This window comes from Adhaeribacter sp. (assembly GCF_057359045.1).
This window is the reverse complement of record NZ_JBMQUD010000048.1, coordinates 37226-64152: the sequence shown is the minus strand read 5'-3', so window position 1 is coordinate 64152 and position 26927 is coordinate 37226. Positions and strand designations below refer to the sequence as shown.

Sequence of the window (26927 nt, the reverse complement as noted above, 5' to 3'; positions counted from 1 at the left end):
AGTAAATAATGCCATAAATATTGGTGCGCCTTTAGGGTACGGTTGCGTCAGAAATAGGCTTTAATGGCAAACAAAACGGCATTGATAAAATTTAGCGGGCGTGGTGTTAGGTAATGTAGGATTAAAACGGCCAGGAGTATATTGTAAATGTGCTATTTATGTACTCCCGGTACCCGTTGTAGTACCCGTAAAAACTGATTTTTAAGCATAAAATTGCTTATTTTGGGAAAGTAAGTAGCCGTTCATAAATATGGCTGCATCTTTAATATTTGCTGTAAATAAATCTTTGTCTTCTAGTTTCTTAGCTATGTTTATTTCTTTTATAACCAGTGCCAAACAGGTAGTAGCTGGTTTAATTTTAGCCTTACTTCTGGTGGCCTGCCAAGGTAAACAACCCAAAACCTTAACCCAAGCCGATAAAGTTGCCGAAACGAAAAAGCTGAACGACTTTTTTGAAGAAAAATTTAAGCAAATGCTGGCGCGTAACCCGGAGTACGAGTCTTATGTAGGTGGCAAAGAAAATTACTATAAATGGACTGACCGCTCTGATGAGCACGCCCAGGCCGAACTGGAATTTACCAAAGCCACCCTGGCCCAACTCCACGAAAACTTTAACTACGATGCGCTCGACGAACAAGGGCAACTCAGTTATAAAATGTACGAGTACACGGCCCAGCAAGAAATTAATAATTTTAAATACCGCTTCCACAATTACCTCGAAAACCAGATGTCGGGCTTGCATTCTGATTTGCCGGCTTTTTTAATTAATATTCATCAGGTAACCGACGAAAAAGATGCCCGCGCCTACATTGCGCGTTTAAAAAAGGTAAATACCTTGTTCGAGCAGCACCTGGCGGGTTTAAAAGTTCGGGAAGAGAAAGGAATTATTCCGCCGCAGTTTGTTTTTCCGATGCTATTGGAAGATTGCCGCAACTTGTTGCAAGGTCAGCCTTTCGATAGCACCGGCACGCCCAGCACCTTACTCGCCGATTTTACCACCAAAGTAAATGACTTAAAAGGTTTAACCCAGCCCCGCAAAGACAGCCTGATTGCAGAAGCAAATAATGCCCTTTTAACTTCTGTAAAACCAGCTTACGAGAAATTAACGGCTTATTTTAATTATTTAGCGCCCCAAGCTCCGGTAGAAGGTGGTGCCTGGCAATTTCCGGAAGCCAATGATTTTTATAAATCGGCGTTGCGCGCTACTACCACTACCAATTTAACGGCCGAACAAATTCATGAAATCGGGTTAAAAGAAGTGGCCCGTATTCAGCAGGAAATGCGGGCTATTATGCGTAAAACCAATTTTAAACCCGATAGTCTGCCGGCATTTTACGAGTTTATGCGCACTAATAAGCAATTTTATTACCCCACTACCGCAGACGGCAAAAAAGCTTACCTGAAACAGGCAACGGCTATTATAAATAACATGAGAGGGCGGCTGAACGAATTATTTATTACCCAACCACAAGCAGGCATAGAAGTAAAAGCCGTAGAAGCCTTCCGGGAAAAATCGGCGGCGGGCGCTTTTTACGAGCAACCCTCTTTAGACGGAAAACGGCCCGGCCGGTATTACGTTAATTTATTTACCCTCGGCGACCAACCCATTTACCAGATGGAGTCTTTGGCTTACCACGAAGGTATACCGGGCCATCACATGCAAATAGCTATTGCCCAGGAGCTGAAAAATATACCTAAATTCCGGACTTTAGGCGGTAACACCGCTTATGTAGAAGGTTGGGCCCTTTACGCCGAACTGGTGCCCAAAGAAATTGGCCTCTATCAAGACCCTTATTCCGATTTTGGCCGCCTGGCTAACGAAATATTTCGGGCTTGCCGGTTGGTAATTGATACGGGTATTCATCAGAAAAAATGGACCAAGCAACAAGCCCTGGAATATTTTATCCGGAATTGCCCCAGCCCCGAAAACGACTTGCGCAAAGAAGTAGAACGCTATATTGTATGGCCCTCGCAAGCCACTGGCTATAAAATAGGTATGCTTAAAATATTGGAATTGCGCGAGCAGGCCAAAAAAGAATTAGGTAGTAAATTTAATCTGCGCGAATTTCATGATGTTGTGCTCACGAACGGGGCTTTGCCACTCAATATTCTGGCTGAGCAAGTAACCCAATGGATAAAACAGAAACAGGCAATTAAACCTACGAGTTAAATATTTTAAGTAAGTAATAAGTTGTAGGTTATAAGTAATAAGCTCTTTTAATATTGCTCCTAATAAATAATGGAGGATAAATCCGTTCTGTTATTTAACTCCGTCATGGCTAAAACTTAAACCATGACGGAGTTAAAGCTATTAGCGTTACAGGTTAATCCCGTAAGGTTGTTACTTTAGGCAAATCTTCTTCTTCTTTTTTACCTCTAAATACCCGGGCAATCCAGCGGGGCAGGAATATAGAACCCAGCACCAAGTATAAATAATACGTAACAATGCGGTAAAACAGTAGAATTAATACCAGCAGCGATGGCCCGATAAAATCCTGGAAAAAAACTTTAAAAGTGGCTTCCACAATACCCGCTCCGCCGGGCGTAACGGCTACTAACAACACTACTTTCCAGACAAAGTTACGGGCAAAAATAAGCAGGTGCTCGTTAAACGAAATCGGCAGAAAAGCCGCAATAATACAGCTTACCACGTAGTAGCGGGCCGTCCAGACGAAAGCCGTAGAAATAGCCGCATGAAACCAGTAGTTCCAGGATTTGCCTTTTATTTGCCGCGAGGCCCAGACCAGCTCGTTACCGTGTTTAAACGCCGACTGCCGCCAGCGCCGTAAAAACGGGAAAGAGGTAATGCGCAGCAAAAGGCGCTTTACGGCTTGTGGCCTAAAAAACAAGGCATACATCATTACAAAAGCATAAATGCCCATCAGCACATAACTGATAATAAAAACTACTTCCAGACTGGAACTTACCGAGAAACTAAGCCCCGCTACATCCGGGAAAATAGCCCCTTGGGTGGCCAGTAATACAATGGGGGCCGCAATCAGGAAATAAAGATTATCCAGCATGGCCGTTACCATAACGTACGCCAGCGATTTGCCCAATGGTACCCCTTCTTTGTTTATAATAAAAGTAGCCACCGTAGAGCCACCTACTACCGAGGGCATTACGCAGGAGGCAAATTCCCAGAGCATAATTACATCTATACTTTGCCGCCAACTCAGGGCATTTTCGGTGATGTGTTTAATGCGGTACATATAGCCAGCATCGCGCACAACCAGTACCACAATGGTTATAAACAGCCAGTGCAGTTTGGCATCTAACAAAGCGCTCAGGTTGGCGGCCGCCGGGTCGCGGTATAGCATATAGCCCACCACACCTAACCCGATAAAAACCGGGATAAGAATACGACGGGTAGAAAAATTCTCTAAAAGTTTTTTGCGGTTCTGATCCATTTAGGCGGCTTGGTTCTCCTCAAATGGAGTAATACGGAAATTATTGAAACCATCGCTAATCTTAATGCTGATAATATTTAACTGCAGCATATCCAAGATAGCCAAGAAGTTGAAAATCAAGCCAATCTTGTCGGGGTAAGCCCCGATAATCTGCGTGAAATCTATGCCGCCTTCGGTAGTTACCCGGTTTATGATGTAGCTCTTCTGGTCTTCGATGGTATAAGGGTAAGTATAAACGGTATGCTTGGGGCGGTTTTGTTCTTCTTCGAAGCGGCCCATGACGTTCTCGAAAACCCGCATGAGTTTATACAGGTTTAAATCCTGGAGTTCGTAATCGAGGTTGCTCCGTTTGGCAATCAGGGCCAGTTCGTCCGGAATATTTCCGCGCGACTCCATCATAAGCCGCCTTTCTTCCAGACGGGCAATTTCGCCGAGTACATTTTTGTATTTTTTATACTCGAGCAGGTGCTGCACCAATTCCTGGCGCGGGTCTATCTCGTTACCCTGGGCATCTTTCTCGGTGCGGGGTAGCAAAAGCTTGGCTTTAATGCGCATAAGCGTTGCCGCCGTTAAGATAAATTCGCTGGCTACCTCCATGTTTAACTGTTCCAGTTCGGTGAGGTAAGCCATAAAATCATTCGTTATTTTAAAGATCGGAATGTCATGAATATCTAACTCATCCCGTTCAATAAAGAAAAGCAGCAAATCAAAAGGTCCTTCAAAAAGCGGTAATTTAATTTCAAAACTCACAATATCGGCTTTTAAAACAGACTGTATTTATGGAATTATTCAAAATTAAGCAAAACTACCGCAATCTGCTAAAATAAATTTCCGGGCTGGCGCTTTACCAATTTGGCTTAGCCGCTAAAAGCCAGCTTTTGCTTAAGAGCAGGAGGGTTGCTTTAGTAGAAAATAATTGACGGCAGCCGTGATTTTATTAATAATTACTGGGCTAGCAAAACAGCCTAAATATTGTAAGCGCTGGTATTAGGCTTGGCAGGCGTTTTTTATAAATATCCTAAAATTTAAAAATAATAAAAACAGCTTCTTCTATTTGATTATTTGTATACTAAAAGCTACTGCTAAACAGCCCTTCAGAATAAACTTAATTCTTTTACTGGCCAATTTAAGCTGAATAGTCTCGTAAATATTTTAATAAAAATAAGTTTATTGTGTAAATTATTTAATAAATATTTAATATATTTAGACGGATATAAATTGTTGCTTTTACAGAGCAGTTTCATATCACCCCCACCAGCCAGATTATTAATTATAAATTTTACCTGCATTTAAATATTTACCTGCAAGGCAGGTCTTTATTTAAGTACAGTGTTCCAGGTAAGATTTCTCCGCGCAAACCGAAAGAAAAGTTCAGGATACATGGCTATACTAAGTAAAGAAGAATCGCAAAAAATTTTAAGCAAAGCACTAAAGCTATCCAAAGCCGATGAATGCGAAGTTATACTAAATGGTTCGGAAGAAGGTAATATCCGGACAGCCCGTAATGCGGTGTCTACGGCCGGCGAAAAAAGTAAAATGACCTTAAGTATAAATGCTACTTTGGGTAAAAGAACCGGCAATACCACCATTAATGAGTTCGACGATGCCTCGCTGGAAAAAGGTATGCGACGAGCCGAGGAATTAGCCCGCTTAGCCCCGGAAAATCCCGAATACCTGCCCTTACTAGAGCCCCAAACTTATAATGAGTCTATCACTTTTAACCCTGCTACGGCAGCACTTTCTTCTAATAACCGGGCCGATGCCGCTTTAAACAGTATAAAAGTTGCTAAAGCAGCTAACCTGGAGGCAGCCAGTTTTCTGAATAATGCAACCACCTTTGTGGCTTTGCAAAATTCTAAAGGTCTTTTTGCTTATAACAAAGAAACCGATGTTTCCTTCTCGGTAACGGTCCGGAATCAGGAAGGCACCGGCTCGGGTTATGCCAGCCAGAGTTCACATGATTTCGCTAAACTGGATACTTTAACCCAAACCAAAATTGCGGCCGACAAAACCATAACATCGGCCGGGGCCAAAGCCATTGAGCCTGGTAAATACACTGTTATTCTGGAGCCACTGGCGGCAAGTGGGTTAATGGGTTTTATGCTGAATGGCTTTAATGCCCGCAGTGCCGATGAAGGCCGCAGTTTTATGAGCAAAAAAGGCGGTGGCACCCGTGTAGGCGAGCTGCTGCTGGACCCGAAGGTAACTATATATTCTGACCCGCTACATCCGGAGTTGCCTTCTCCTACCTGGGCCAGCAACGGCTTGCCGCAGGAGAAAACAGTTTGGGTTGAAGACGGAATAATAAAAAACTTGAGCTACTCCCGGTATTGGGCCGATAAAAAAGGGGTAAAACCAGTACCGGAACCATCGGCATATATAATGGAAGGTGGTAATGGCTCTATTGCCGACCTGATTAAAGGAACAGAAAAAGGCATACTGGTTACACGCTTTTGGTATACCCGCATGGTAGATCCGCAAACCCTTACCTTAACCGGCCTTACCCGCGACGGTACCTTTTACATCGAAAACGGTAAAATTAAATTTCCGGTAAAGAATTTCCGCTTTAACGAAAGCCCCATTATTATGCTAAACAACCTCGAAACCTTGGGTAAAGCCGTCCGGAGTGGCAACATGATAATACCACCTATGAAAATCCGGGATTTTACCTTTACTTCTCTTTCGGATGCTGTTTAATCATAAACCTGGCTTACTGTAGAGGTTCATGATTTTTTAAAAGCACGGTCTAATTTTTAGAGACCTAAAAATGTGTAAATAAATTTTAGCTTAAAGCTAAATAGCCTTTAACCAATAGCTATTAAATAAAGATTAAAATGAAAAGAAGAGACTTTTTGTATTTATCCGGAATGGGTTTAGGGGCCTCTATGCTGCCCAGTGTGCCGCTGTTGGGCCACGATATTCCTTTTGAAAAAGCCCTGATTCCGGTAGATGCTTCTTTAAAAAAGCAAATGGCCGATATTGCCTTGAACACCGCCCGCGCCAAAGGCGCATCTTATGCCGATGTGCGCATTGGCCGGTACTTAAACCAGTTTATTATTACCCGCGAAAAAAAGGTAGAAAGCATTAGCAATACCGAATCTTATGGCATGGGCGTGCGGGTACTGGTAAATGGCAGTTGGGGCTTTGTTTCTACAGATAATCTGGATAAAGATTCTATAGCCAAAGCAGCTACGCAGGCGGTGGCGTTAGCCAAGGTAAACGCCAAATTAATGGACAAGCCCGTGCAGTTAGCCCGGCAAAAAGGCTACGGCGAGGTAACCTGGAAAACACCCATTGAGGTAAACGGCTTTGCCGTTCCGGTAAAAGAAAAAGTAGATTTACTTTTTAACGTAAATGCCGAAGGCATAAAAGGCGGTGCTAAATTTGCCAATTCGTCGCTTTACCTGATAAATGAGCAAAAATATTTTGCCTCTACCGATGGATCTTATATCGACCAGGATATTCACCGGCTCTGGCCCACTTTTACGGTAACCAAAACCGATGCGAATACCGGCCGGTTTGAAAGCCGAAATGCCTTAAGCGCTCCTATTGGCAAAGGTTATGAATATCTTATTCCGAAGGAAGAAGAAAAAGTACGCGGCGTGGTAACTACCTATAAAAGCCGTTACGATATTTTAGGCGATGTAAGAGAAGCGGCCGCTAACCTCGACGAAAAATTAAAAGCAAAACCGGTTTTGCCCGGCAAATACGACCTGGTGCTGGACCCCAGCCAATTATTCCTAACCATTCACGAATCGGTGGGCCACCCCACGGAGCTGGACCGGGTGTTGGGCTACGAAGCCAATATGGCCGGTACCAGCTTTGTTACTTTAGAAAAGCTAAAATCCGGAAAGTTTCAGTACGGTAGTAAAATTGTAAACCTGGTAGCCGATAAAACCCAACCCGATGCCATGGGAACCGTGGGGTATGATGACGAAGGAGTAAAAACCAAAGACTGGAGCATTGTAAAAGACGGCGTGCTGGTGGGATTACAGGCTACCCGCGACCAGGCCCACATGGTTGGCTTGGCAGAGTCGCAGGGTTGCAGCTACGCCCAGAGTTGGGAAGATGTGCAGTTTCAGCGTATGCCCAATGTTTCTTTACAGCCCGGTAAAGCAAAAATGAGCGCCGCCGACCTGATTAAGAATGTAGAAAAAGGCATTTACATGCTGGGCCGTAATACTTCTTCTATTGATCACCAGCGGTACAATTTTCAGTTTAGTAGCCAGCTATGCTACGAAATTAAAAACGGCAAAATTGTGGGCATGCTGCGCGATGCCGCTTACCAATCTAACACCCAGGAATTCTGGAACTCCTGCGCGGCCTTGGGCGATAAAGATGATTACCGGTTAGGAGGTACTTTCTTTGATGGTAAAGGAGAACCCGGCCAATCAAGTGCGGTTTCGCATGGTTGCCCCACTGCCCGGTTTAACGGCATTAATGTAATCAATACCGGCCGAAAAATAAGTTAAGAATCATAAACTCTTTTGTAGTAGCTTTTTTGTACGTAAAGTTTTAGGTGCCTGGCTACGCTTTGCTTTATCTCTAAAAAAATAAGCAACTGTGTTCTTGCTAAAGCGATAAATATTAGAAAATAACCAGCGGCTATTTCCTTTATTCACAAGTAATCATCATTTAAGTAGTTGCTGTCTATAAACAGGTAAACGTCTAAACCGGTGAGTGCAGCTATTAAAATTGGTGTTTCTTATTTAACAATTATAAATCAAACTACTCGGATGATAATAATTTAAAGCTTAAAGAACAGATAAAACCTGTTTAAGTGCAGTTTTATTATTTTTTAATCTCTGATGCCGTTTTGTTGAAGTTTATAATAAAGATGTGGATTGAATTTTGGATAATATTTAATTTGCCTTTAAAATTAATGCTTGTTTTTTGATAAAATGAATATTTTTCAAAAAGTCACTTAAAATATTAGGGGTTAATCAACGAATTAGGTATAATTGTATAAGATGTGCATAAGATTGTGGTGCTATAAAAAAATAATATTCTCATTTAAACTTTTTTAGATGATGATTTACAATCCTGATATATGCCTATTCTCCTTAACTGTACTTGTTAGAAGTTTGTCTTACAAAATAGGAGCTCTTATAACAACAACTTTAGATTTGCTAAGTCAGCAACCAAAAAACTATTCTGTTCATTATCCGGATGGACAGAATTATAGTTTCTATCTTTTATTAGAATAAGACATACCTGATTTTAGCTTTTGCCAATCAGGTTACATTGATACTTATTTCTGAATAATTAAACTCCTTTCCTGCAAAACAAACAAACAAATATGAAGAAATTTTATCTGGGCTTATTCTTTTTCGGAAGCTTGACCTTATCGGGGTATGCGCAAAGCAATTTAACGTACCAGTTGCCACCCAAAAGCATCGTTGACCTGGTAGATGCTCCCAACTCGCCAACGGTTCAGTTTAATAAAGATGGTAGTTTAATGCTGTTGCTGCAAGCACCCGGTTATGCTTCTATTGAGCAGGTAGCGCAACCCGTAATCGGCATTGCCGGCATTAAAGTGAATCCGGCCAATAATTCTACCGAGTCGGAGGTGGCTGGCGTATACAATACTCTCACCCTTAAAAACGTAAAAACCGGCAAGGAACTAAAACTGACCGGCCTGCCCGCTAATCCGCGGCTAACTAATATTACCTGGAGCCCGGACGGCAGCTATTTTGCTTTTACGAATAACACTTTTAAGGGCGTAGAACTCTGGGTGGCCGATATAAAATCATTAAAAGCAGTTAAGTTATCGGATGCTTACCTGAATGATGCTTTTGGCAAAACCCTGCAGTGGCATCCGGACGGAAAACATATTCTGGCGCAGTTTATCCAGGCCGAACGCGGCGGTAAACCAGTTGAAAGTATTGTGCCTTCCGGACCCGTAATCCAGGAAAACCTGGGGGTAATTACGCCTTCCAGAACTTACCAGAATTTATTGCAGAATGCATACGATGAGCAGTTGATGGAATATTATTTAACCTCCCAATTGCAGGAAATTTCGGTAGCGGGTGAGGTTACTAAAATTGGCTCGCCCGCTATTTATCGCAGTGTTGCTTACTCGCCGGATGGTAAATACCTGATGGTGCAGACGGTGCAAAAGCCTTATTCTTATTTGGTGCCTGTGTATTATTTCCCGTTTAATACCACCATTCTGGATACCAAGGGAGCGGTAGTTAAGCAACTGTATAGCGCTCCATTAGCCGATAAACTACCTACTGGTTTTGATGCCGTATTAACGGGCCCGCGGGGTTACGAATGGCGAACAGATGCGCCGGCTACCGTAGCCTGGGCAGAGGCACAGGACAACGGCGACCCGAATACAAAAGCACCTATCCGGGATGCGGTATTTACATTAGACGCACCGTTTAATGGCACCCCGAAAAAGCTATTTTCAATGCCTTTAAGATATGGGGGCGTAGAGTGGGGAAATAAAGATTACGCCATTGTAGAAGAACGCTGGCGAAAAGACCGTAAGTCTATCATGACGTTAATTAACCCGCAAACCGGGAAAGTGATTAAACAAATTGCCAACCGCTCTTCAGAAGATACCTACACCGATCCGGGCGATTTTATTTATAATAAAGACAAAACTTTGTTGTTCGAAAAAGGCAGCCAGCCGGTGGTTTTTACCAAAGGAGCGGGAGCCTCGCCGCAGGGCGACCGGCCATTTATTTTGAAATGGAACCTGCTGACGAACAAACAAGATACGTTGTTTAAGTCTAAGGCCCCTTATTACGAAGAACCGTTGTTCTTTAACAATACCGGCACGGTTTTCATCTCGAGAGAATCTACAGAACAGACGCCCAATATTTTTGCAGTTAATATTAAAAGTAAAAAAGCGCAGGCTTTAACCAGCTTCTCGGATCCTTATCCTGGCTTAAAGGGTGTGCAGAAAACCTTATTATCTTACCCCCGGAAAGACGGCATTAAATTATCGGCTACTTTATACGTGCCCAAAGATTTCAAAAAAGGAGATGCACCTTTACCGGTGCTAATCTGGGCTTATCCCCGTGAATTTAAAACTTTGGCTGCCGCGGGTCAGGTTAAAGGCTCACCTTACCGCTTTACCCGGTTAGCTTTCCGGTCGCCGGTATTTTGGGTTACCCGCGGATATGCGGTGCTGGACCAGGCCGACATGCCCATTGTAGGCGAAGGCAAAGAAGAGCCCAATGATACTTTTATTAAGCAGATAGAAGACAATGCCACCGCTTTAATTGACTACGTAGTTGCCATGGGCGTAGCCGACCGCGAGCGGATTGCGGTAGGCGGCCATTCTTACGGTGCCTTCATGACGGCCAACCTGTTAGCCCACACCAAATTGTTTGCCGCCGGCATTGCCCGGAGCGGGGCGTATAACCGCACCTTAACGCCGTTCGGGTTTCAGGGCGAGGCCCGTACTTACTGGCAGGCCATGGATGTTTACAATAAAATGTCGCCATTTAATTATGCCGATAAAATTAAAACTCCTTTGTTGATGACGCACGGCATCGACGATGATAATTCCGGAACTTTCCCCATCCAGAGTGAACGCTTGTACAGTGCCATAAAAGGCCACGGTGGTACCGTAAGGCTGGTAATGTTACCCAAAGAATTTCATGGTTACAGAAGCCGGGAATCGGTGCTGCATACTTTTTGGGAACAGGATAGCTGGTTAGAAAAGTACGTGAAAAACAAAAAAAACGTAACAACTTCTAAATAAGTAAAATTTAAGCTTTCCCGGGTATTGGCACTGGTGCCAAAAAAATGCATCAAATCTGGTGCAGTGGCTTCCTGTTGCCTTTTTCCAAGCCCTAATCAGCAATAAAAGAACCTTATCTAACTCATCTTCTACTATTAATCTAAAACAAATGACAAGACAATTATTAATATTTTTTGCTCTGATGCTTACACTAATGCACCAAGTGGCGGCACAGGGTAAGAGCGTGTCTGGTATGGTTAAGGATCAGGCAACCGGGCAAGGATTGCCAGGTGTTTCGGTACTGGTAAAAGGAACTGCTGTAGGAACGGCTACTTCAGTAGACGGAACTTACTCGCTTAATGTTCCGGCAAATGGCAATACCCTGGTGTTTAGCTTTATTGGTTACCAGGCCTTGGAACGCACCGTTGGCAACGAAACCACCATTAACGTTTCGCTAAGCACCGACCAGAAAACACTGGATGAAGTAGTGGTAATTGGCTACGGTACCCAAAAAAAATCGGAAACGACCGGCAGTATCGCCAACGTTAGTGGCGGTGCCCTGGCCGAGTTGCCCGTAACCAGTTTTGAAAGCGCTTTAAACGGTAGGGCTACCGGGGTAAACATGACGGCCAACGCCGGTATTGTAAACCAGGCACCCGTATTCCGGATCAGAGGTACCAATTCCCTGTCATTAAGCTCTTATCCTTTAATTGTGGTAGATGGGGTACCCACCTTTACCAACGAGAATGAATCTAATCTGGGCAATGCCGCCACCAATCCTTTATCAGCCATTAACCCCGCCGATATTGAAAGTGTAGATATTGCCAAAGATGCCGCTGCCACCAGTATTTACGGTAGCCGGGCTGCCAATGGCGTAGTGTTTATTACCACAAAAAAAGGAAAAAGTGGCGCGGGCAAGGTGTCTTACCAGTCTTGGGTAGGCTTTAGTAACGCCAACCGCTTACCCGATGTATTAAACGCCGCCCAATACGTAGAAATTAAAAATGAAGGCTTAAGAAACGAAGGTACTTATAATGCCCAAACCAATTATTACGACTTTTCGCGCGATGCCGCCGGCAATATTATCGATACCCGATGGTACGATTATATTTACCGGACCGGCGTATCGCATAACAACAACTTAAGCATTTCGGGCGGAAACCAGAGTACCAAATATTACGGCTCGGTAGGGTTTACGAAGCAGGACGGTATTTTCCGGGGCAACAGCTTCGACCGAAAATCAGTGATGTTTAATGTCGATAATACCACGACCAACTGGTTGCGGGTAGGGGCAAAAATTAACTATATAAACGAAAATAATGCCTCTACCATGTCTACGGGTTCAGCCGGTAACTCTTCGGCTTCGGGTGGTATGTCCAGGCTGGCTTTAATTCTGGCGCCTATTGTGGGGCCTTACAACAACGATGGTACTTATAACAATACGTCCAACGGATTCTTGGGCCTGCAAGATAATGCCGGCCACTTAAATCAGTCGCGTCTAGGCTTTTATAACCCAGTACCATCCATGGATAACAACTTTTCCGGCAACCAGGTTAACAATATCCAGTCCAATGCTTACGTGCAGGTATCGCCTTTCCCCTGGTTGTCTTTTAAAAGTTTATACGGCATCGATTACCGGTACACAACTTACGAATCTTATTTCAGCCCAATTACTGGCGAAGGAATTGGTACCAATGGTAGCACTAACAGCGCCAATGCTAAACGGCAAAGATGGGTTTGGACCAACACCGCTACCATAGATAAAGTTATTGGTGCCGAACATACATTTAATTTATTGCTGGGCCAGGAACAGCAAAAAACCGACGGCAATCAGTTTGGCTTGCAGCGCCAGGGCCAGTCAGATCCGTTTTACTCCAATATTCAGGGCGGCTGGCAAAATGTAGCGGTTTACAACACCAACAACCAGGTTTTCGATAATTATTTGTTTTCCTTGTTTAGCCGGGTGCAGTACGACTACCAGCAAAAATATTTCCTGACAGCCAACATCCGGCAAGATGAATATTCGGCTTTAGGGCTTAACAATAAAAAAGGCACTTTCTGGGGCTTTTCGGCCGGTTGGGAACTCATGAAAGAAGATTTTTGGTCGGCTACCGGGTTAGACGGATTGTTCAGCAACTTTAAATTAAGAGCCAGTTATGGCAAGGTTGGTAATGTGGGCGGCCTAAGTGACTTTGGCGCTTTAAATACCTACTCGGCTTCTTTGTATGGTGGTCAGTCGGGTTTGGTATATTACGCCACCGGCAACCCCGATTTACAATGGGAAACCAGTAAGAAAACCGATGTAGGCGTAAACTTTGGTCTGTTTGGCAATAAGTTAACCGGCGAATTGGCTTATTATAAAAATAATATCGATGGTCTTATTTTTGGTGTGCCATTGCCGCCGTCGGCGGGTGTGCCTAACTCTACCAATAATACTATTCTGCAAAACGTAGGTAAAATGTACAACAAGGGAGTAGAATTCTCGCTTAGTGGCAGCCCTATAACCAAAGATAATTTTTCGTGGAACAGTTCGGTTAATATTACTACCAACCAGAACCGGGTAATTTCCTTGGCCGATGGCGTGCCCAGCATTATTGTAGGCAGCGGCGATGCTTATACCATTACGCTGCCGGATTATTCGGTTGGCATGCTGTATGCTATCCGTACCGCCGGCGTAGATCCGGCTACCGGCCGCCGCATCTTTATCAGCAATACCGGTGACGGCGAAAGAAAAGTATATTATCAGCAAACCGTAAATGCTTCTTCGCCTTCCCGTTACCAATGGTCTTATGAAGATGGTACGCAGGCACCGACCATTACCCCGGCCGCCGATGCCGTTGTTTATAAGAATGCCGCCCCCAAAATATTTGGTGGCTGGAACAACACCTTCGAGTACAAAGCTTTTCAACTGAATATTTTAACCACTTACCAACTGGGTGGTCACATGAACAATGGTACCCAGGCCACCATGCGGGATCAGCGGTTCTGGAATAACTCTACCGATGTGTTGCGCCGCTGGAAAAACCCCGGCGACCAAACGGATATGCCCAGATTAGTGAACGGTGATAATGTTTCTAACGGCAATACCCTGCCGCTCGATATTAATATTAGTTCTACAGATTTTGTCCGGTTGAAAAACGTAATGTTATCTTATAATGTGCCCGGCAGTTTCCTGTCGCGGTTAAAGCTAAGCAGTACGCAATTGTATGTAAGCGGCCAAAATTTAGCCTTATTAACCAAATACACCGGCATGGACCCCGAAGTAACGACCAATGCCAATGAATCTATGTCGCAGGGCATCGACAAGAACCAATCTCCTAATGCCAGAACCATTACCGTGGGCGTAAATATTGGCTTTTAATAATCAACCAGAAATTACCAGAAATTAAATTCTCTTATACAGATGATTATGAACAGATTAATGGGAATATTTAAGTATACCTGCCAATTTAAAAAAATGCTGTTATTGAGCAGTTGTTTAGTTCTGCTGGGTGCTTGCGACAAAGAAGAAAACCTGAATCCCACGCCCACTACCTTAATTACCGACGTAACCGCCTTTAGTACCAAAGAGCGTATTCTGAACCAGGTGAACGGCTTATATGCTACGTTAAAAGCCAGTGGTTTTCTGGGAAGCTTTTATTATATTGTAAGTGATATTCGCGCCGGCGATTTTATTAGTTCTAACATGAACGCTGCCACCGGGGCTACCACGTACCAAATGCTAACCCAAACTACTACCAGTGATGTAGGTACGGTATGGGAAAGAGGTTACCAAACCATAAATGCCTGTAATGTTTTTATCGATGGCATGACGCAGTACGGCACTGCGGTTGCCGGCGAAGCACTAGCCGCCAATTACCTGGCCGAAGCCCGGTTAATCCGGGCGCTTGCTTACCACGATTTATTGCAGTTATATGCCCGGCCTTACCGCGATGGCGCCGGTTCTAGACCCGGATTGCCCTTAAGGCTTACCGCTAACAAAACCCCCGGTAATTACGACCTGGCCAGAAGTACCGTTAAAGAAACGTATGAGCAAATTCTGGCGGACCTTAACTTTGCCGAAACCAACCTGCCTGTAAACTACAGTTCAGCGTTTTTTAATACTACCCGGGCGCATAAAAATACCGCCATAGCGCTTAAAACCAGGGTATACTTAAGCATGCAGGATTATGCCAACGTAATTGCTGAAGGGAATAAAATTGTATCGGAGGCTGCACCTTTTACCGCTACCAACGGGGTGCGAAATACTTTGGCGGCTTCCATTGCCAGTGTTTTTACGCCGCCTTATACCACTACGGAGTCGGTTTTATCGATGCCGTTTACCAGCAACGATGCCCCAGGCACGGCTGTACCCCGGTATTATTTGCCCGGTACCGGCGATGGCGGTACGGCCACCAGCAACGGGGCCGGCGAATACTCGCTTAACCCCAATGGCATTGTCGCCGATCCCTCCTGGACTTCTGCAGATGCCCGCCGGGCCTTTATTAAAATTGGTACTTCTTCTAAAAAGACCTGGCTTACTAAATTTTCGCAGGCCTCGCCGTATACCGATTATATTCCGGTTATCCGGTATGCCGAAGTATTGCTGAATCTTTCGGAGGCTTTAACCAAAAGTTCTATGGCGGTAGATGCCCGGGCCGTTGCTTTGTTAAATGCCGTACGTAACCGTTCCGATAAAAGTATTACCTACACCACGGCCAGTTTTCCGGATGCCGCGGCTTTAATCTCCTCGTTAATTAAAGAACGCCAGACTGAATTTTTAGGCGAAGGAATTCGTAATGCCGACATTATGCGCCTGGGACTAGATATTCCGGCCAAACCCGCGCATTCTGTGCTGGCCATTTCACCAGAGTCGCCGAACTATATTTTTCCAATTCCGAGTGATGAGCTTATTTTAAATAAGAAGATGGTGAACAACTAATATTTTACCGTTTAAAAATATCAATCTTAAAAGAAGCGTAGAACAGCAACTTTTGGAGCCACAACAGGAATACACCTGCTATAGCGCCAAAAGTTGCTGTTTTTTTTTAATGGACTAGCTTTAGGTATTATTTAGGGCATTGGAATCAGAAAACTAATTCTTTTTATAGTTTAGACAATCAAAAATAAAGCTGATATTCGGGGCAATTTATTCTTACAATGACTTTGCTTAAATGTAAATAGCCCCAATCTTTTAACTCGATGGATAAGTGGTTGATGTTTGGTGTGTTACAATTTTTAGATATTAGAAAATAAATAAATATTCAAACCTTATTCATAAACCATTAATTCTTTTAAACCAAAATTACTTAACAATGGTGCGTAAAAATTACCAGCTTTTTATTTTATCTGTTCTTAGCTTATTTCAGACGGCGGCCTTCGCGCAGAAACTTACCAAACCGGAAACCCAAATAATTAAAAATGTAGAAAAGAACCAGCAAGAGTCCATTCGGTTTTTAGAAAGTACGGTAAAGATTAACAGTGGTACCTTTAATGTTGCGGGTGTAAAGCAAACCGGTGCCATTTACAAAAAAATGCTGGACGAGATGGGTTTTAAAACCACTTGGGTAGATATGCCGGCCGGCATGAAGCGCGGTGGCCATTTAATTGGGGAGATAAAAGGCAAAAAAGGTAAGCGGATAATTTTAATTGGCCACATCGATACAGTGTTTGAACCCGATAGCCCTTTTCAGAAATGGGAATTAAAAGACAGTACGGCCGTAGGACCCGGCATTAGCGACATGAAAGGGGGTAATATGGTAATTATGTACGCCTTAAAAGCGTTGCAGGAAGCCGGCCAGTTAAAAGACCGGCAAATTGTAGTGGTATTGCACGGCGACGAAGAAAACCCCGGCAGCCCAATTGAAGTGAGCCGGAAAGATTTAATAGACATTGCCAAGCGTAGCGATATTGCTTTGGGTTTTGAAGGCGGCACCGGCTTTAATTACGGTACCATTGCTCGTCGTGGCAGTAGTAGCTGGACGCTAAAAGTATCGGGTAAGCAGGCGCATTCTTTGGGTATATTTTCTAAAGGCTCGGGGGCGGGCGCCGTATACGAGGCTTCGCGTATTCTGAACCGGTTTTACGAAGAAGTACAGGAAGAAAACTTAACTTTTAACCCCGGCCTTATTGTTGGGGGAACGCAGGTAAGCATCGATTCGTCGGGTACCCAGGCTACGGTGGCCGGCAAAACCAATTTGGTAGCCAACACAACCATTGTAAAAGGCGATTTACGTTTCCTGACCGAAGAACAGAAAAAACGGGCTCAAGCTAAGATGAAAGCCATTGTGGCCCAAAGTTTACCCCAAACAAAAGCCGAAATTACTTTCCAGGATGGCTACCCGGCTATGTCGCCGACGAAAGGTAACCTGGCCTTGTTAAACGAATTAAGTAAAGTAAGCGTAGATTTAAACCAGGGCGAAGTAAAACCTTGGGACCCGGCTAAAAGAGGTGCCGGCGATATTTCTTTTGTAGCGCAGTATGTAGATGGTTTAGATGGTTTAGGCGTATTGGGCGGCAATCTTCATGCACCGGAAGAATATATAAACCTGCCCACCATCAACAATATTGTAAAACGGACCGCGCTTCTTATTCATCGCCTTACTACTAATAAATAAAGGGCCAAATACAAATAATAAATAATGCTGCTACTTTTCAGCTAGACCGTTTTTAATTTTAAATAAAGGTCAAAAATACGATCTGAATAAAAAATGCCTTTATCCGGGATATCCCTGCTAAGCCTGCTGCGGCTACCGGTGGTAACCAGAAATAATTATTTACTTAATATGGCGGGTGGTTAAAAGGTAGTTGCCCGGCAATATTGCCGGTAAGTTGGGCCAGAACGCAATAAAGTTACTCCGGATTAAGGCCATAAAATTTAACTAAAACATATCTTACGTTTAGGCGTTTATCTGGTAATAATTTTGTCTAAGATTAGCCGAATCTTAAGCAGTAAGCGCATGCTGTACGTAGATGGGAGTAAACACTGTACCCTGGGTTAGCCTTGGGCAGTTACCGGCAAATAGCGATAGTTAAAAAATTTATTTATATTTTTGCAGGTTATTTCGAGAGAAATTTTCCCAGCATTTTCTGAACAAGTACCCAAAATACTTGTTCTTACTATAGAAAACCTAGTGCCCATGATTTTACAACCCGGAGAGCTATTAGCTACCATTCAATCGCCCGCCGACCTGCGTAAACTAAACCAGGAGCAGTTGCTACAGGTTTGCCAGGAACTTCGGCAATACATCATCGATAACGTATCTATCTATGGCGGGCATTTTGGAGCCAGTCTGGGAGTAGTAGAGTTAACCGTAGCCTTACATTATATTTTTCAAACGCCTTACGACCAGTTGGTGTGGGATGTGGGGCACCAGGCGTACGGCCACAAAATATTAACTGGTCGGCGCGATTTGTTTCATACCAATCGCAAATACAAAGGCTTGTCGGGTTTTCCTAAACGCAAAGAAAGCGAGTACGATACGTTTGGCGTAGGCCATTCTTCTACGTCTATTTCGGCGGCTTTTGGTATGGCGGTGGCTTCGCAATATAAAGGCGAGCAGGACCGGCAACACATTGCCGTAATCGGCGACGGCGCCATGACCGGCGGTATGGCATTTGAAGCCTTAAACCACGCGGGCGTTTCTAATGCCAATTTACTGGTGGTGCTCAACGATAATTGCATGAGCATTGATCCCAACGTAGGTGCCCTGCGCGAATATTTAACCGATATTACCACCTCCCGCACTTATAATAAATTACGCGATGAAGTCTGGAATTTGCTGGGAAAAATCAGCAAGTTTGGTCCTAATGCGCAAGCGGTAGCTTCTAAAGTAGAGAGTGGCATTAAAGCGGCCCTGCTCAAGCAAAGCAATTTATTCGAGTCGCTTAAGTTTCGGTATTTTGGCCCCATCGATGGCCACGATATCAACCACTTAACTTCCGTACTAAACGACTTAAAAGGTATTCCGGGACCAAAAATATTGCATGTTCTTACCGTAAAAGGTAAGGGCTTTGCCCTGGCCGAGAAAGATCAGACCAAATGGCACGCGCCCGGCACGTTCGATAAAATAACCGGCGAAATTTATAAAATACACCACGACACGCCGCAGCCACCCAAATACCAGGATGTATTTGGCCACACCATTGTGGAGCTGGCCGAACAAAACAGTAAAATAATGGGCGTAACGCCGGCCATGCCGTCGGGCTGCTCTTTAAATATTATGATGGCGGCCATGCCGGACCGGGCTTTCGACGTAGGTATTGCCGAGCAGCATGCCGTAACGTTTTCGGCGGGTTTGGCTACGCAAGGCTTAATTCCGTTTTGCAATATTTACTCTACGTTTATGCAGCGCGGCTACGATCAGGTAATTCACGATGTGTGTTTGCAAAACCTGAACGTGGTATTTTGCCTCGATCGGGCCGGTTTTGCCGGAGCCGATGGCCCAACGCACCACGGCAACTACGATATTGCCTATATGCGTTGCATTCCCAACATGGTGGTGTCGGCGCCAATGAACGAGGCCGAACTGCGCAACCTGATGTTTACGGCCAGCCAACCCGATATGGGGCCGTTTACCATTCGTTATCCGCGCGGCGAAGGTGTTATGCCGGAGTGGCGTACCCCACTAAAGAAAATTGCGGTAGGTACCGGCCGGGTAATTCAGGAAGGCGAAGAAGTAGCTATTTTAACGGTAGGCCACATTGGCAATTACGCCGTTGATGTTTGCCAAAACCTGAACCAGGAGGGAGTTAAAGTTGGCCATTACGATATGCGCTTTGTAAAGCCCCTCGACGAAAAGCTGCTGCACGAAATTTGCCAGAGATACGATAAAATTATTACCGTAGAAGATGGTTGTCTGCCAGGCGGCTTTGGCAGTGCGGTTTTAGAATTTATGGCCGATAATGGGTATACCAATCCGGTGAAACGCCTGGGCATTCCGGATGCTATTTTTGAGCACGGCAGCCAACTGGAGTTACACCGCGAAGCAGGTCTGGATCCGGCTTCCATTGAAAAAACAGTCCGGCAGTTAATCGGGCATTCTGTTAAAGTTTAAAGTATTCCGGGCATTAGCCTGGTAACCACAAGCCGGTAATTTTCGCAGATTATCGGCTTTTCGCTTTTAAAAACGTTTCATTATGCAAAATAATCCTTCTCAGCCAACCGTGTTCGATTCGGCCGGCAACGGCAAAGTACTCGTTTTTCTTCATGGTTTTATGGAGAGTAAAGAAATCTGGTTAGATTTTATTAAACCTTTGCTACCCACTTACCGGGTAATATTACTGGATTTGCCGGGTCACGGCAACAATACCGCTCCGCGCGAAAGTTATAGTATGGAGAGCGGTGCCGAATACGTGCAGCAAACCTTACAGGCTTTACAAGTAAGTAAATTTTTGCTTGTGGGGCATTCTATGGGCGGTTACCTGGCGATGGCATTTGCCGAAAAATACCCGGGAATGCTGAACGGCGTAGTATTATTTCATTCAAGTGCGCTACCCGATACCGACGAGAAAAAGGAAAACCGCAACAAAACCATTGAGTTTATTCAAAAGCACGGCGTAGAAAAGTTTATGGATACTTTTGTGGCACCATTATTTTACGAAAGCAACCGCCAAACCCAGGCTGAGGCCATTGCCTTCCTGACCCAAACCGGTAAAAAAGTAGCGCCGGAAGCCGTAATTGGAGCAGTAACAGCCATGCGCGATCGCCCTGACCGTACCGAGGTGCTGCAACAGGTAGATTTTCCGTTCTTATTTATTTCGGGTAAACAAGACCAGGCCGTAACGCTAGCCCAAACGCTGCAACAGTGCCATTTGCCTAAACTTTCTTATACGCTCTTTCTGGACCAAACCGGCCACGTGGGTATGTATGAACGCCCCCAGGAAACTTTGGTGGCGGTACGCAACTTTGCCGAAATAGTGTAGCTTGCTATTTTTGCTTATTCCAGAAAATACTCCGGATTAATAATAAACCTTAAACTGCAGGCAGTTTCAGCTGGGCAGGTATTCTCTTATATATAAAGCAAAGCAGCTTACTATTTTTGCAGAAATTTAGTTTTAATTGCCATGCAAATTATGGGTTATAAGTAAGCCAGATTTAATTAACGGGGTGATAAATATTGGGCTTAAAATAGGGTAGGTACAACACTTATTCAGAATTTTTCCTAATTTACCAACCCGGATACATTCCACTTGCTATTTATTGTCCACCTAAAAAATCTATATAATTTAATGACAAACAGAAGAAATTTTTTAAAGCATGCGGGCGCTTTCGCGCTGGGCACCGTGCTTTTGCCGGCTTGTAATTCCCAGGGTAACCAAAACCAGACCGCCGGCGAAAATTCCGCCCATAATGATAGCACCAGTACTGCAGCCACGCAGGCGGGTAAAGGCAACCTGGGCGCTATTGGTCTGCAGTTGTATTCGGTTAAAGATGTGTTGGAAAATGATCTGCCGGGTACTATTCAGCAATTGGGGAAAATAGGTTATACCGAGGCGGAATCTTATCCGGGGGCAAAAGGCCATTATTACGGCTTGGAGCCCAAGGCATTTGCCGGTATGCTCCGCGATGCCGGTATAACGTTGGTGAGCAGCCACGTAGGGTCTGGTACCCGCCAGGATAAATCGGGTACCTGGCAACAAGCCAGCTTGCTGCAAAATTTTGCCGAGCTAGCCGATAAAGCCGCTGAAACCGGCCAGAAATATATTACCTGTTCTTCGTTGGACGAAAGTCTGCGCAAAACCCCTGATGATTTAAAACGCACTGCCGAGTTGTTTAACCAAACCGGCGAAACGGCAAAGAAAGCCGGTTTGCAGTTTGCCTACCACAACCACGATTTTGAGTTTAAAAAAGTTGGCGATGTAATGTTGTACGACTTTATGCTGGCTAATACTGATCCGGAACTGGTAAAGTATGAGTTAGACCTCTACTGGGTAGTGGCCGGCAACCAGGACCCGCTGGCTTATTTTAGCAAATATCCCAATCGTTTTCCGTTGTGCCACGTGAAAGACATGGATAAACAAGATAAAACCAAGAATACCGAAGTAGGGAGCGGCTCTATTAATTACGGTCAGGTACTTAAAGCCGCCAAAGATGCCGGCATGAAACATTACCTGGTAGAGCAAGAAACGTTTACCCGCCCATCAATAGAGAGTATGCAAGTAAGTTACAATTACCTGGCTGGTTTAACTGTTTAGCCGATAATTTAAAAAATATTCAGCCAGGTAGAGTCCGCCTCAGCCTGGCTTTTTTTATTTAAAAACTCTCTGTGGCTTTCAATAATGATTATTTAATACCCAATAGTAAATAGTGTACTTTATAGCAGCCCAGCCAATAGCTTCCCCAACCGATCATTCCAAAAGAATCTTCTGCTTGGGAGGTATAAACAGGTAATAAACAGAACCTGGAGTTTGCCTGTTACGCTTTCTGGGCAGAAGATTCCCGCCGGGAATGACTGTGGGGATGGAATAATTTGTATTTCCCTTTTGGCAGGTATTCTATACTAACTGGTATTAAGGGGGCAATTAGGGTAAGCAATTGTTTTAGCCGATAATAATTTAGCAGCTTTTAATTGCAATTATCGATTGCCATTTAGCCGGAGTAAAGCTGGTGTCAGGACTAAAGCTAGTAGAAAGGCAGCGATTACAGTTACAATAAAGTGCCCGTAAAATTTAAATGGCAACCCTCCAGAAAACCTGACAGCCACAATCAGGACGGTAATAGCAGTTAGGGTTATCCAGTATTTAGGGTTAGCACTATTATTTAAAGGATTGGTTTTAGGCAGTTTAAATAAAACAATCAATATTATTATCCCACCTATCAAACTACTGGCATGTTGTAATATTTTAAAGAGAGGAATTTGCCAAGACCATATTTCTACCTGGTAAATTAAAAATGGTAAAACCTGAACAAAATAACCTTGGTGGTGGGTAAAATTATCCCAGAGCAGGTGCGAGCCAGCACCCATCAGGATAGAAAGTACTACTGTAAACCATTGGGTTTTAAAATGATTATTCCAGTTAAAATGCGTAAAGGTTGATAACCGTGCCTTTAAACTGAATGGCAGGTTATCGAATAAACGGTTCCTGGCTACATGATGAAAAAGAAACGTCAGCGCCAATCCTAAAGGCAAATCGAACCAAAACACTCCGCTTAAGGTGTGGCTGTACTGGCTCTTTACTTTCATCCTTAAAAAATATTCAAAGTCAGGTGCTAAGCTACCGGCTATTAAGCCGGTGGCAGAAAACCAGGAGCGGGGCAGGAAAGTTAAGGGTAAAACAATAGCAGGATGAGCAAAAGTAAAAGGCATGTAGGCGGATTATTCCATTTAAATTTCAGCTATAAAACTTTCTAAGAATAGAGCTTTACTAAATAAAAATAGGAATTAAAGCACAGAATACGCTGCAAATTTAAGTTATGAGCTAATAAAATTTTTATCTGGTAGCGTAATGGAGTTGGTTGTAAAAAATGCTAGTTTAAACGCTTTTAAAGCAGATTTGAGCACCCAATTAAAAAGAGTCAGTATATTAATTGTAGTATGGCTAAACAGTTAAAACGTACGATTTTGTAGTTTGGTATATTAATTGCCTGACTTCTTCCGAAAAAGTTGGAAGGAATGAAGGAGGTAGCATTAACCAATTATTATTGTTTGATGGCTTTATTGGTGATAACCATTAGTGCCTGGGGAATTTATAATGAATGGGCGAGAAGGAAAGGGCGGCGGTAAAGCTCAAAAAAAACAAATTAGTTTACGGGTATGGCGCTTGTCGCTTACGTCTGAAAGTATAAATTAAAATAAACTATTTCGAACTATGTGCTTAATAACCTAAAAGCCAGATGTTATTCATATTTAAATAACATCTGGCTTTTTAATTAGGCAATAAGTTGCTGCTCGTAAATAGGTTAGCTTTTTGGTGGCTAAACGGTTACAACTGCTTATTCAAAAATATTAGTAAACTTGGTGAGCTTTACCTGCTTAATTCTAAAATATTGGGAATCCTGAACGAAGTTGGCCGCAATACCGAAGGAAATCATCTTTTTAGAAGCGAGCGTAAATTCTGCTTTGGGCGCATTAAAAGGGGAAAAGGCCAGCGCACCTACCATATCACTCGCATCGGGTAGGATATTGCCCTCGGCTACGGCAATATAAGCCTGATCTTTTACGGTGTAGCCGGGAGTGCCGTCAAAAGAAACGATTTCGAATAGATAACGGCCGGCGGGCAGTTCTACCGTTTGGTAAATTTTGCCATTAGGTATAGCCGGGGTTCCCCAGCGTTCAAAAGACATCCATCCGCCGTTGTTAAGGTTATCGAACCCGCCCTTGGTACTATTTTCCATGTTTTTAGCCGCATCATTTACCATCCAATCGGCTAATAAACCAAAGCGGCCGCTGGAGTTGGTATCAGCACGCTTAAAGGGATTGCCAGGGTTTTTTACGTAATTCGAAGTAACATCTACACTTTTATCGGCAAAATCATTTGTATCTAAAATAATATTAGCCGAAGACATTTCTTCGTTTAATTCATACTTAGTTAGGTTAGCAATTTTAAGTTTTATTGCTAGTTTTTTGCCCTTGTTGGCATCCAGCAGTGCTTTAGGTATGGTTAAATAAAAGCTGGCCGAAGCTTTTCCTGCCGGTACCTCCAGGTGGGTATTGGAGAGCATATCCGGCTGTAAGGGAATAGTACCAGCCGGCAAATTATTGTTTTCTGCTACCAGTTCTACCGAAAAAGCTTCCCGCGACTGGTTACCGGAGCGATTAATTCCCAGCGGCGCTTTTATTACCTTATCTGTTTTGTCGATAATTACATTGGCCGGAGTTAAGTTAATAGTGCCGCCATTTACCTGAGTAATATATACTTTGGGAGTTACACTCTCTAAATGTTTGAGCTCATCTTTGGCGCAGGAAACCAGAAAAGCTGCACTACAGGCCATAACGCCAGAGGCTATTATCTTTAATAAATATTTCATCTTGGGTTATTTAATATTTTATACTTTATGGGCAAGGTGCTGCAAACTACCCCGTAGCTTATAGCACCTTGCCTTTGTTTTTACCAGCCAGGATTTTGGGCCATTTGTTTGTTCCGGTCTATTTCTGATTGCGGTACTGGCCACAAGTAATGCCTGTCATCGAATATCCGGGTTTCAAATACGCTTCTGCGGTAAAAAGAAACATCGGTAAAGCTGGTGCCGGCGTTTACATTCATGCCGCCCATAGGGCCACCATCCGTTTGTTCGGCAATTTTCCAGCGGCGGGTATCAAAAGCGCGGTGCCCTTCAAAAGCTAACTCTATGCGGCGTTCGTGCCGGATTCTTTCCCGCATTTCTTCCTGCGATAAACCAGTTGGCAACGCCGGTAAACCAGCCCGCTCCCGGATTAAGTTCACGTATTTGGCAATATCGGCATTACCGGGCTGGTGCTCATTCAGGGCTTCGGCATAATTTAAGTACATTTCTCCTAACCGGAAATATATCCAGGCCAGCGGGTCGTACCGACTATTGGCCACGTCGGTATTCGGGCTGAAGAACTTGGTTATTAAATATCCGGTTTCGGTATGGTCATGCGAATCGCGCTTACCGGAGGCACCCGTAAAGTATAATTGTATTTTTAAAGGGGTGTTGCCGTTTGCTCCCCGGAATTTCCAGTCGGCTCCGTTGTATAAAACAGATACATAAAAACGCGGCTCCCGATTTACATACATATTCCAGGTACCGGTTGTGGTATATTTGGTAGCAGCCGTGGCAAAGCCTTCTTCTACGTAACCGGAACCAGGTTCATTAATTTGCTTGCCGTTGGCCATGTGGTAAGCATCTACCAGTTGCTGGGTGGGGCTGGAGCCATTCCATCCCCGGGCCTGGCGGGGCGTGGTGTGTTGTTGCCAGGAGTTTCCGCTGTTGGCCGTGCGCGCCCAAATTACTTCTTTGTTCCAGCGTTCTATAAATAAATTCTGATAAGACAAATAAGGGTCTAATACGCCATTGGTATTAACCGTGTACAAGCCTTCGGGCATCATGCCTATAACCACTTTAGCTGCATCGGCCGCTTTTTTCCATTTATTTGCATCGTAGTTGGTATTTACCAATTGTTTGCCATCCGGATTTTTAAAGTTGGCATAATCGGGATTGCCGTTCCAAAGTGGACTGGCAGCGTAAAGGAGTACCCGGGCCTTCAGGGCTAAGGCAAACCGCTGGTCGGCCCGACCGTAATCAGAACTAACGGGGGTTCGCTCCGGCAGGTCTTTTACGGCTTCATCCAGTTCACTGACAATATAATCAACACATTCATCGTAAGAGCTCCGGGGTATCTGGGTGTCGGCAACGGCAGCATCTACCGGAATAGATTCCTTTATTATTGGTACCGGCCCAAATTGGCGCATTAAACAAAAGTAGTAAAAGGCCCGCACTACCCGGGCTTCGGCGCGGTAGCGGGTAGTAATGCCAGGGTTCTTTTCTTCGCATTCGGCACATTCTCCAATGCGGTTCATTAAAACGGTAGCTGAGCGAATACCCCGGTAAAACCGGGCCCAGTGGTTATAAGGAATGCTGGTGGGGTTCCAGCTACCATTATTCATATTATTGGCCCCGTGGCCGGTCCAAACAAAATCTGCCTCATCGGTTGCCGGCGAATAGTTGCTGTAAGGATCGGCTTCGTCGAGTACATAGCTGTATACATTGGCCAGGTAACTGCGGGCTTCTACCTCACTTTTAAAAACCTGGTCCATGGTAAGCATATCGTCTGGTTGCTTATCTAAGAAACTCTCGCAAGCTATAAGAGATAAGCTGCTTAAGAGCAGTATATTTATATATGGTTTAAGTTTAAATAGCTTCATTTTATTTCTTT

The 26927-nt window shown here is 44.1% G+C and carries 15 protein-coding genes; 10 read left to right on the top strand and 5 right to left on the bottom strand.

Annotated elements, in window-relative coordinates:
• The first annotated feature begins 250 nt into the window (after positions 1 to 250).
• Positions 251 to 2170 carry a DUF885 domain-containing protein gene (locus ACO1R6_RS08885; protein WP_486264012.1) on the top strand — a complete coding sequence of 640 codons (1920 nt, stop codon included), beginning with the start codon at positions 251 to 253 and terminating at the stop codon, positions 2168 to 2170.
• A 154-nt stretch (positions 2171 to 2324) separates the two neighbouring features.
• Here the strand turns inward: ACO1R6_RS08885 and ACO1R6_RS08880 are convergent, their stop codons facing one another.
• On the bottom strand, positions 2325 to 3410 hold the full coding sequence (locus ACO1R6_RS08880) for a lysylphosphatidylglycerol synthase transmembrane domain-containing protein (protein WP_486264010.1): 1086 nt from the start codon (positions 3408 to 3410) through the stop codon (positions 2325 to 2327).
• Positions 3411 to 4160 carry a segregation and condensation protein A gene (locus ACO1R6_RS08875; protein WP_486264008.1) on the bottom strand — a complete coding sequence of 250 codons (750 nt, stop codon included), beginning with the start codon at positions 4158 to 4160 and terminating at the stop codon, positions 3411 to 3413.
• Between the two features lie 630 nt (positions 4161 to 4790).
• On the opposite strand from ACO1R6_RS08875, the gene ACO1R6_RS08870 reads away from it, so the two are divergent.
• The 9 genes from ACO1R6_RS08870 (at position 4791) to ACO1R6_RS08830 (ending at position 22284) form a co-directional block, all read left to right on the top strand.
• On the top strand, positions 4791 to 6107 hold the full coding sequence (locus ACO1R6_RS08870; RefSeq protein WP_486264006.1) for a TldD/PmbA family protein: 1317 nt from the start codon (positions 4791 to 4793) through the stop codon (positions 6105 to 6107).
• A 137-nt stretch (positions 6108 to 6244) separates the two neighbouring features.
• Positions 6245 to 7882 carry a TldD/PmbA family protein gene (locus ACO1R6_RS08865; RefSeq protein ID WP_486264004.1) on the top strand — a complete coding sequence of 546 codons (1638 nt, stop codon included), beginning with the start codon at positions 6245 to 6247 and terminating at the stop codon, positions 7880 to 7882.
• Between the two features lie 827 nt (positions 7883 to 8709).
• Positions 8710 to 11130 carry a S9 family peptidase gene (locus ACO1R6_RS08860; protein WP_486264003.1) on the top strand — a complete coding sequence of 807 codons (2421 nt, stop codon included), beginning with the start codon at positions 8710 to 8712 and terminating at the stop codon, positions 11128 to 11130.
• 148 nt (positions 11131 to 11278) lie between these two features.
• Positions 11279 to 14470, top strand: coding sequence for a SusC/RagA family TonB-linked outer membrane protein (locus ACO1R6_RS08855; protein ID WP_486264001.1), 3192 nt, complete (start codon positions 11279 to 11281; stop codon positions 14468 to 14470).
• A gap of 48 nt (positions 14471 to 14518) precedes the next feature.
• Entirely contained in the window at positions 14519 to 16030 is a 1512-nt protein-coding gene (locus ACO1R6_RS08850; protein ID WP_486263999.1) for a RagB/SusD family nutrient uptake outer membrane protein, read from the top strand.
• A gap of 373 nt (positions 16031 to 16403) precedes the next feature.
• Positions 16404 to 17705: a M20/M25/M40 family metallo-hydrolase gene (locus ACO1R6_RS08845; RefSeq protein WP_486263998.1), complete on the top strand. Its 1302-nt coding sequence runs from the start codon at positions 16404 to 16406 to the stop codon at positions 17703 to 17705.
• Between the two features lie 522 nt (positions 17706 to 18227).
• Positions 18228 to 20144 carry a 1-deoxy-D-xylulose-5-phosphate synthase gene (gene dxs, locus ACO1R6_RS08840; RefSeq protein WP_486263996.1) on the top strand — a complete coding sequence of 639 codons (1917 nt, stop codon included), beginning with the start codon at positions 18228 to 18230 and terminating at the stop codon, positions 20142 to 20144.
• Between the two features lie 82 nt (positions 20145 to 20226).
• The gene (locus tag ACO1R6_RS08835) at positions 20227 to 21012 is read left to right on the top strand and encodes an alpha/beta fold hydrolase (RefSeq protein ID WP_486263995.1); all 786 of its coding nucleotides are present in this window, start codon (positions 20227 to 20229) and stop codon (positions 21010 to 21012) included.
• A gap of 306 nt (positions 21013 to 21318) precedes the next feature.
• On the top strand, positions 21319 to 22284 hold the full coding sequence (locus ACO1R6_RS08830) for a sugar phosphate isomerase/epimerase family protein (RefSeq protein ID WP_486263993.1): 966 nt from the start codon (positions 21319 to 21321) through the stop codon (positions 22282 to 22284).
• 380 nt (positions 22285 to 22664) lie between these two features.
• Here ACO1R6_RS08830 and ACO1R6_RS08825 read toward each other — a convergent pair whose 3' ends face one another.
• From ACO1R6_RS08825 to ACO1R6_RS08815, 3 genes are all read right to left on the bottom strand, one after another.
• Positions 22665 to 23396: a DUF4184 family protein gene (locus tag ACO1R6_RS08825; RefSeq protein ID WP_486263991.1), complete on the bottom strand. Its 732-nt coding sequence runs from the start codon at positions 23394 to 23396 to the stop codon at positions 22665 to 22667.
• A gap of 626 nt (positions 23397 to 24022) precedes the next feature.
• Positions 24023 to 25057 carry a DUF5013 domain-containing protein gene (locus tag ACO1R6_RS08820; RefSeq protein WP_486263990.1) on the bottom strand — a complete coding sequence of 345 codons (1035 nt, stop codon included), beginning with the start codon at positions 25055 to 25057 and terminating at the stop codon, positions 24023 to 24025.
• A gap of 80 nt (positions 25058 to 25137) precedes the next feature.
• A complete protein-coding gene (locus ACO1R6_RS08815; protein ID WP_486263989.1) occupies positions 25138 to 26916 on the bottom strand; it encodes a RagB/SusD family nutrient uptake outer membrane protein in 1779 nt (592 codons plus the stop codon).
• Between the last annotated feature and the right edge of the window lie 11 nt (positions 26917 to 26927).

Coding starts and splice junctions, on each gene's coding strand:
- dxs (WP_486263996.1), top strand. CDS start 18,228: ATGATTTTACAACCCGGAGAGCTATTAGCTACCATTCAATCGCCCGCC.
- ACO1R6_RS08830 (WP_486263993.1), top strand. CDS start 21,319: ATGACAAACAGAAGAAATTTTTTAAAGCATGCGGGCGCTTTCGCGCTG.
- ACO1R6_RS08820 (WP_486263990.1), bottom strand. CDS start 25,057: ATGAAATATTTATTAAAGATAATAGCCTCTGGCGTTATGGCCTGTAGT.
- ACO1R6_RS08870 (WP_486264006.1), top strand. CDS start 4,791: ATGGCTATACTAAGTAAAGAAGAATCGCAAAAAATTTTAAGCAAAGCA.
- ACO1R6_RS08885 (WP_486264012.1), top strand. CDS start 251: ATGGCTGCATCTTTAATATTTGCTGTAAATAAATCTTTGTCTTCTAGT.
- ACO1R6_RS08845 (WP_486263998.1), top strand. CDS start 16,404: ATGGTGCGTAAAAATTACCAGCTTTTTATTTTATCTGTTCTTAGCTTA.
- ACO1R6_RS08835 (WP_486263995.1), top strand. CDS start 20,227: ATGCAAAATAATCCTTCTCAGCCAACCGTGTTCGATTCGGCCGGCAAC.
- ACO1R6_RS08880 (WP_486264010.1), bottom strand. CDS start 3,410: ATGGATCAGAACCGCAAAAAACTTTTAGAGAATTTTTCTACCCGTCGT.
- ACO1R6_RS08850 (WP_486263999.1), top strand. CDS start 14,519: ATGAACAGATTAATGGGAATATTTAAGTATACCTGCCAATTTAAAAAA.
- ACO1R6_RS08860 (WP_486264003.1), top strand. CDS start 8,710: ATGAAGAAATTTTATCTGGGCTTATTCTTTTTCGGAAGCTTGACCTTA.
- ACO1R6_RS08865 (WP_486264004.1), top strand. CDS start 6,245: ATGAAAAGAAGAGACTTTTTGTATTTATCCGGAATGGGTTTAGGGGCC.
- ACO1R6_RS08825 (WP_486263991.1), bottom strand. CDS start 23,396: ATGCCTTTTACTTTTGCTCATCCTGCTATTGTTTTACCCTTAACTTTC.
- ACO1R6_RS08855 (WP_486264001.1), top strand. CDS start 11,279: ATGACAAGACAATTATTAATATTTTTTGCTCTGATGCTTACACTAATG.
- ACO1R6_RS08815 (WP_486263989.1), bottom strand. CDS start 26,916: ATGAAGCTATTTAAACTTAAACCATATATAAATATACTGCTCTTAAGC.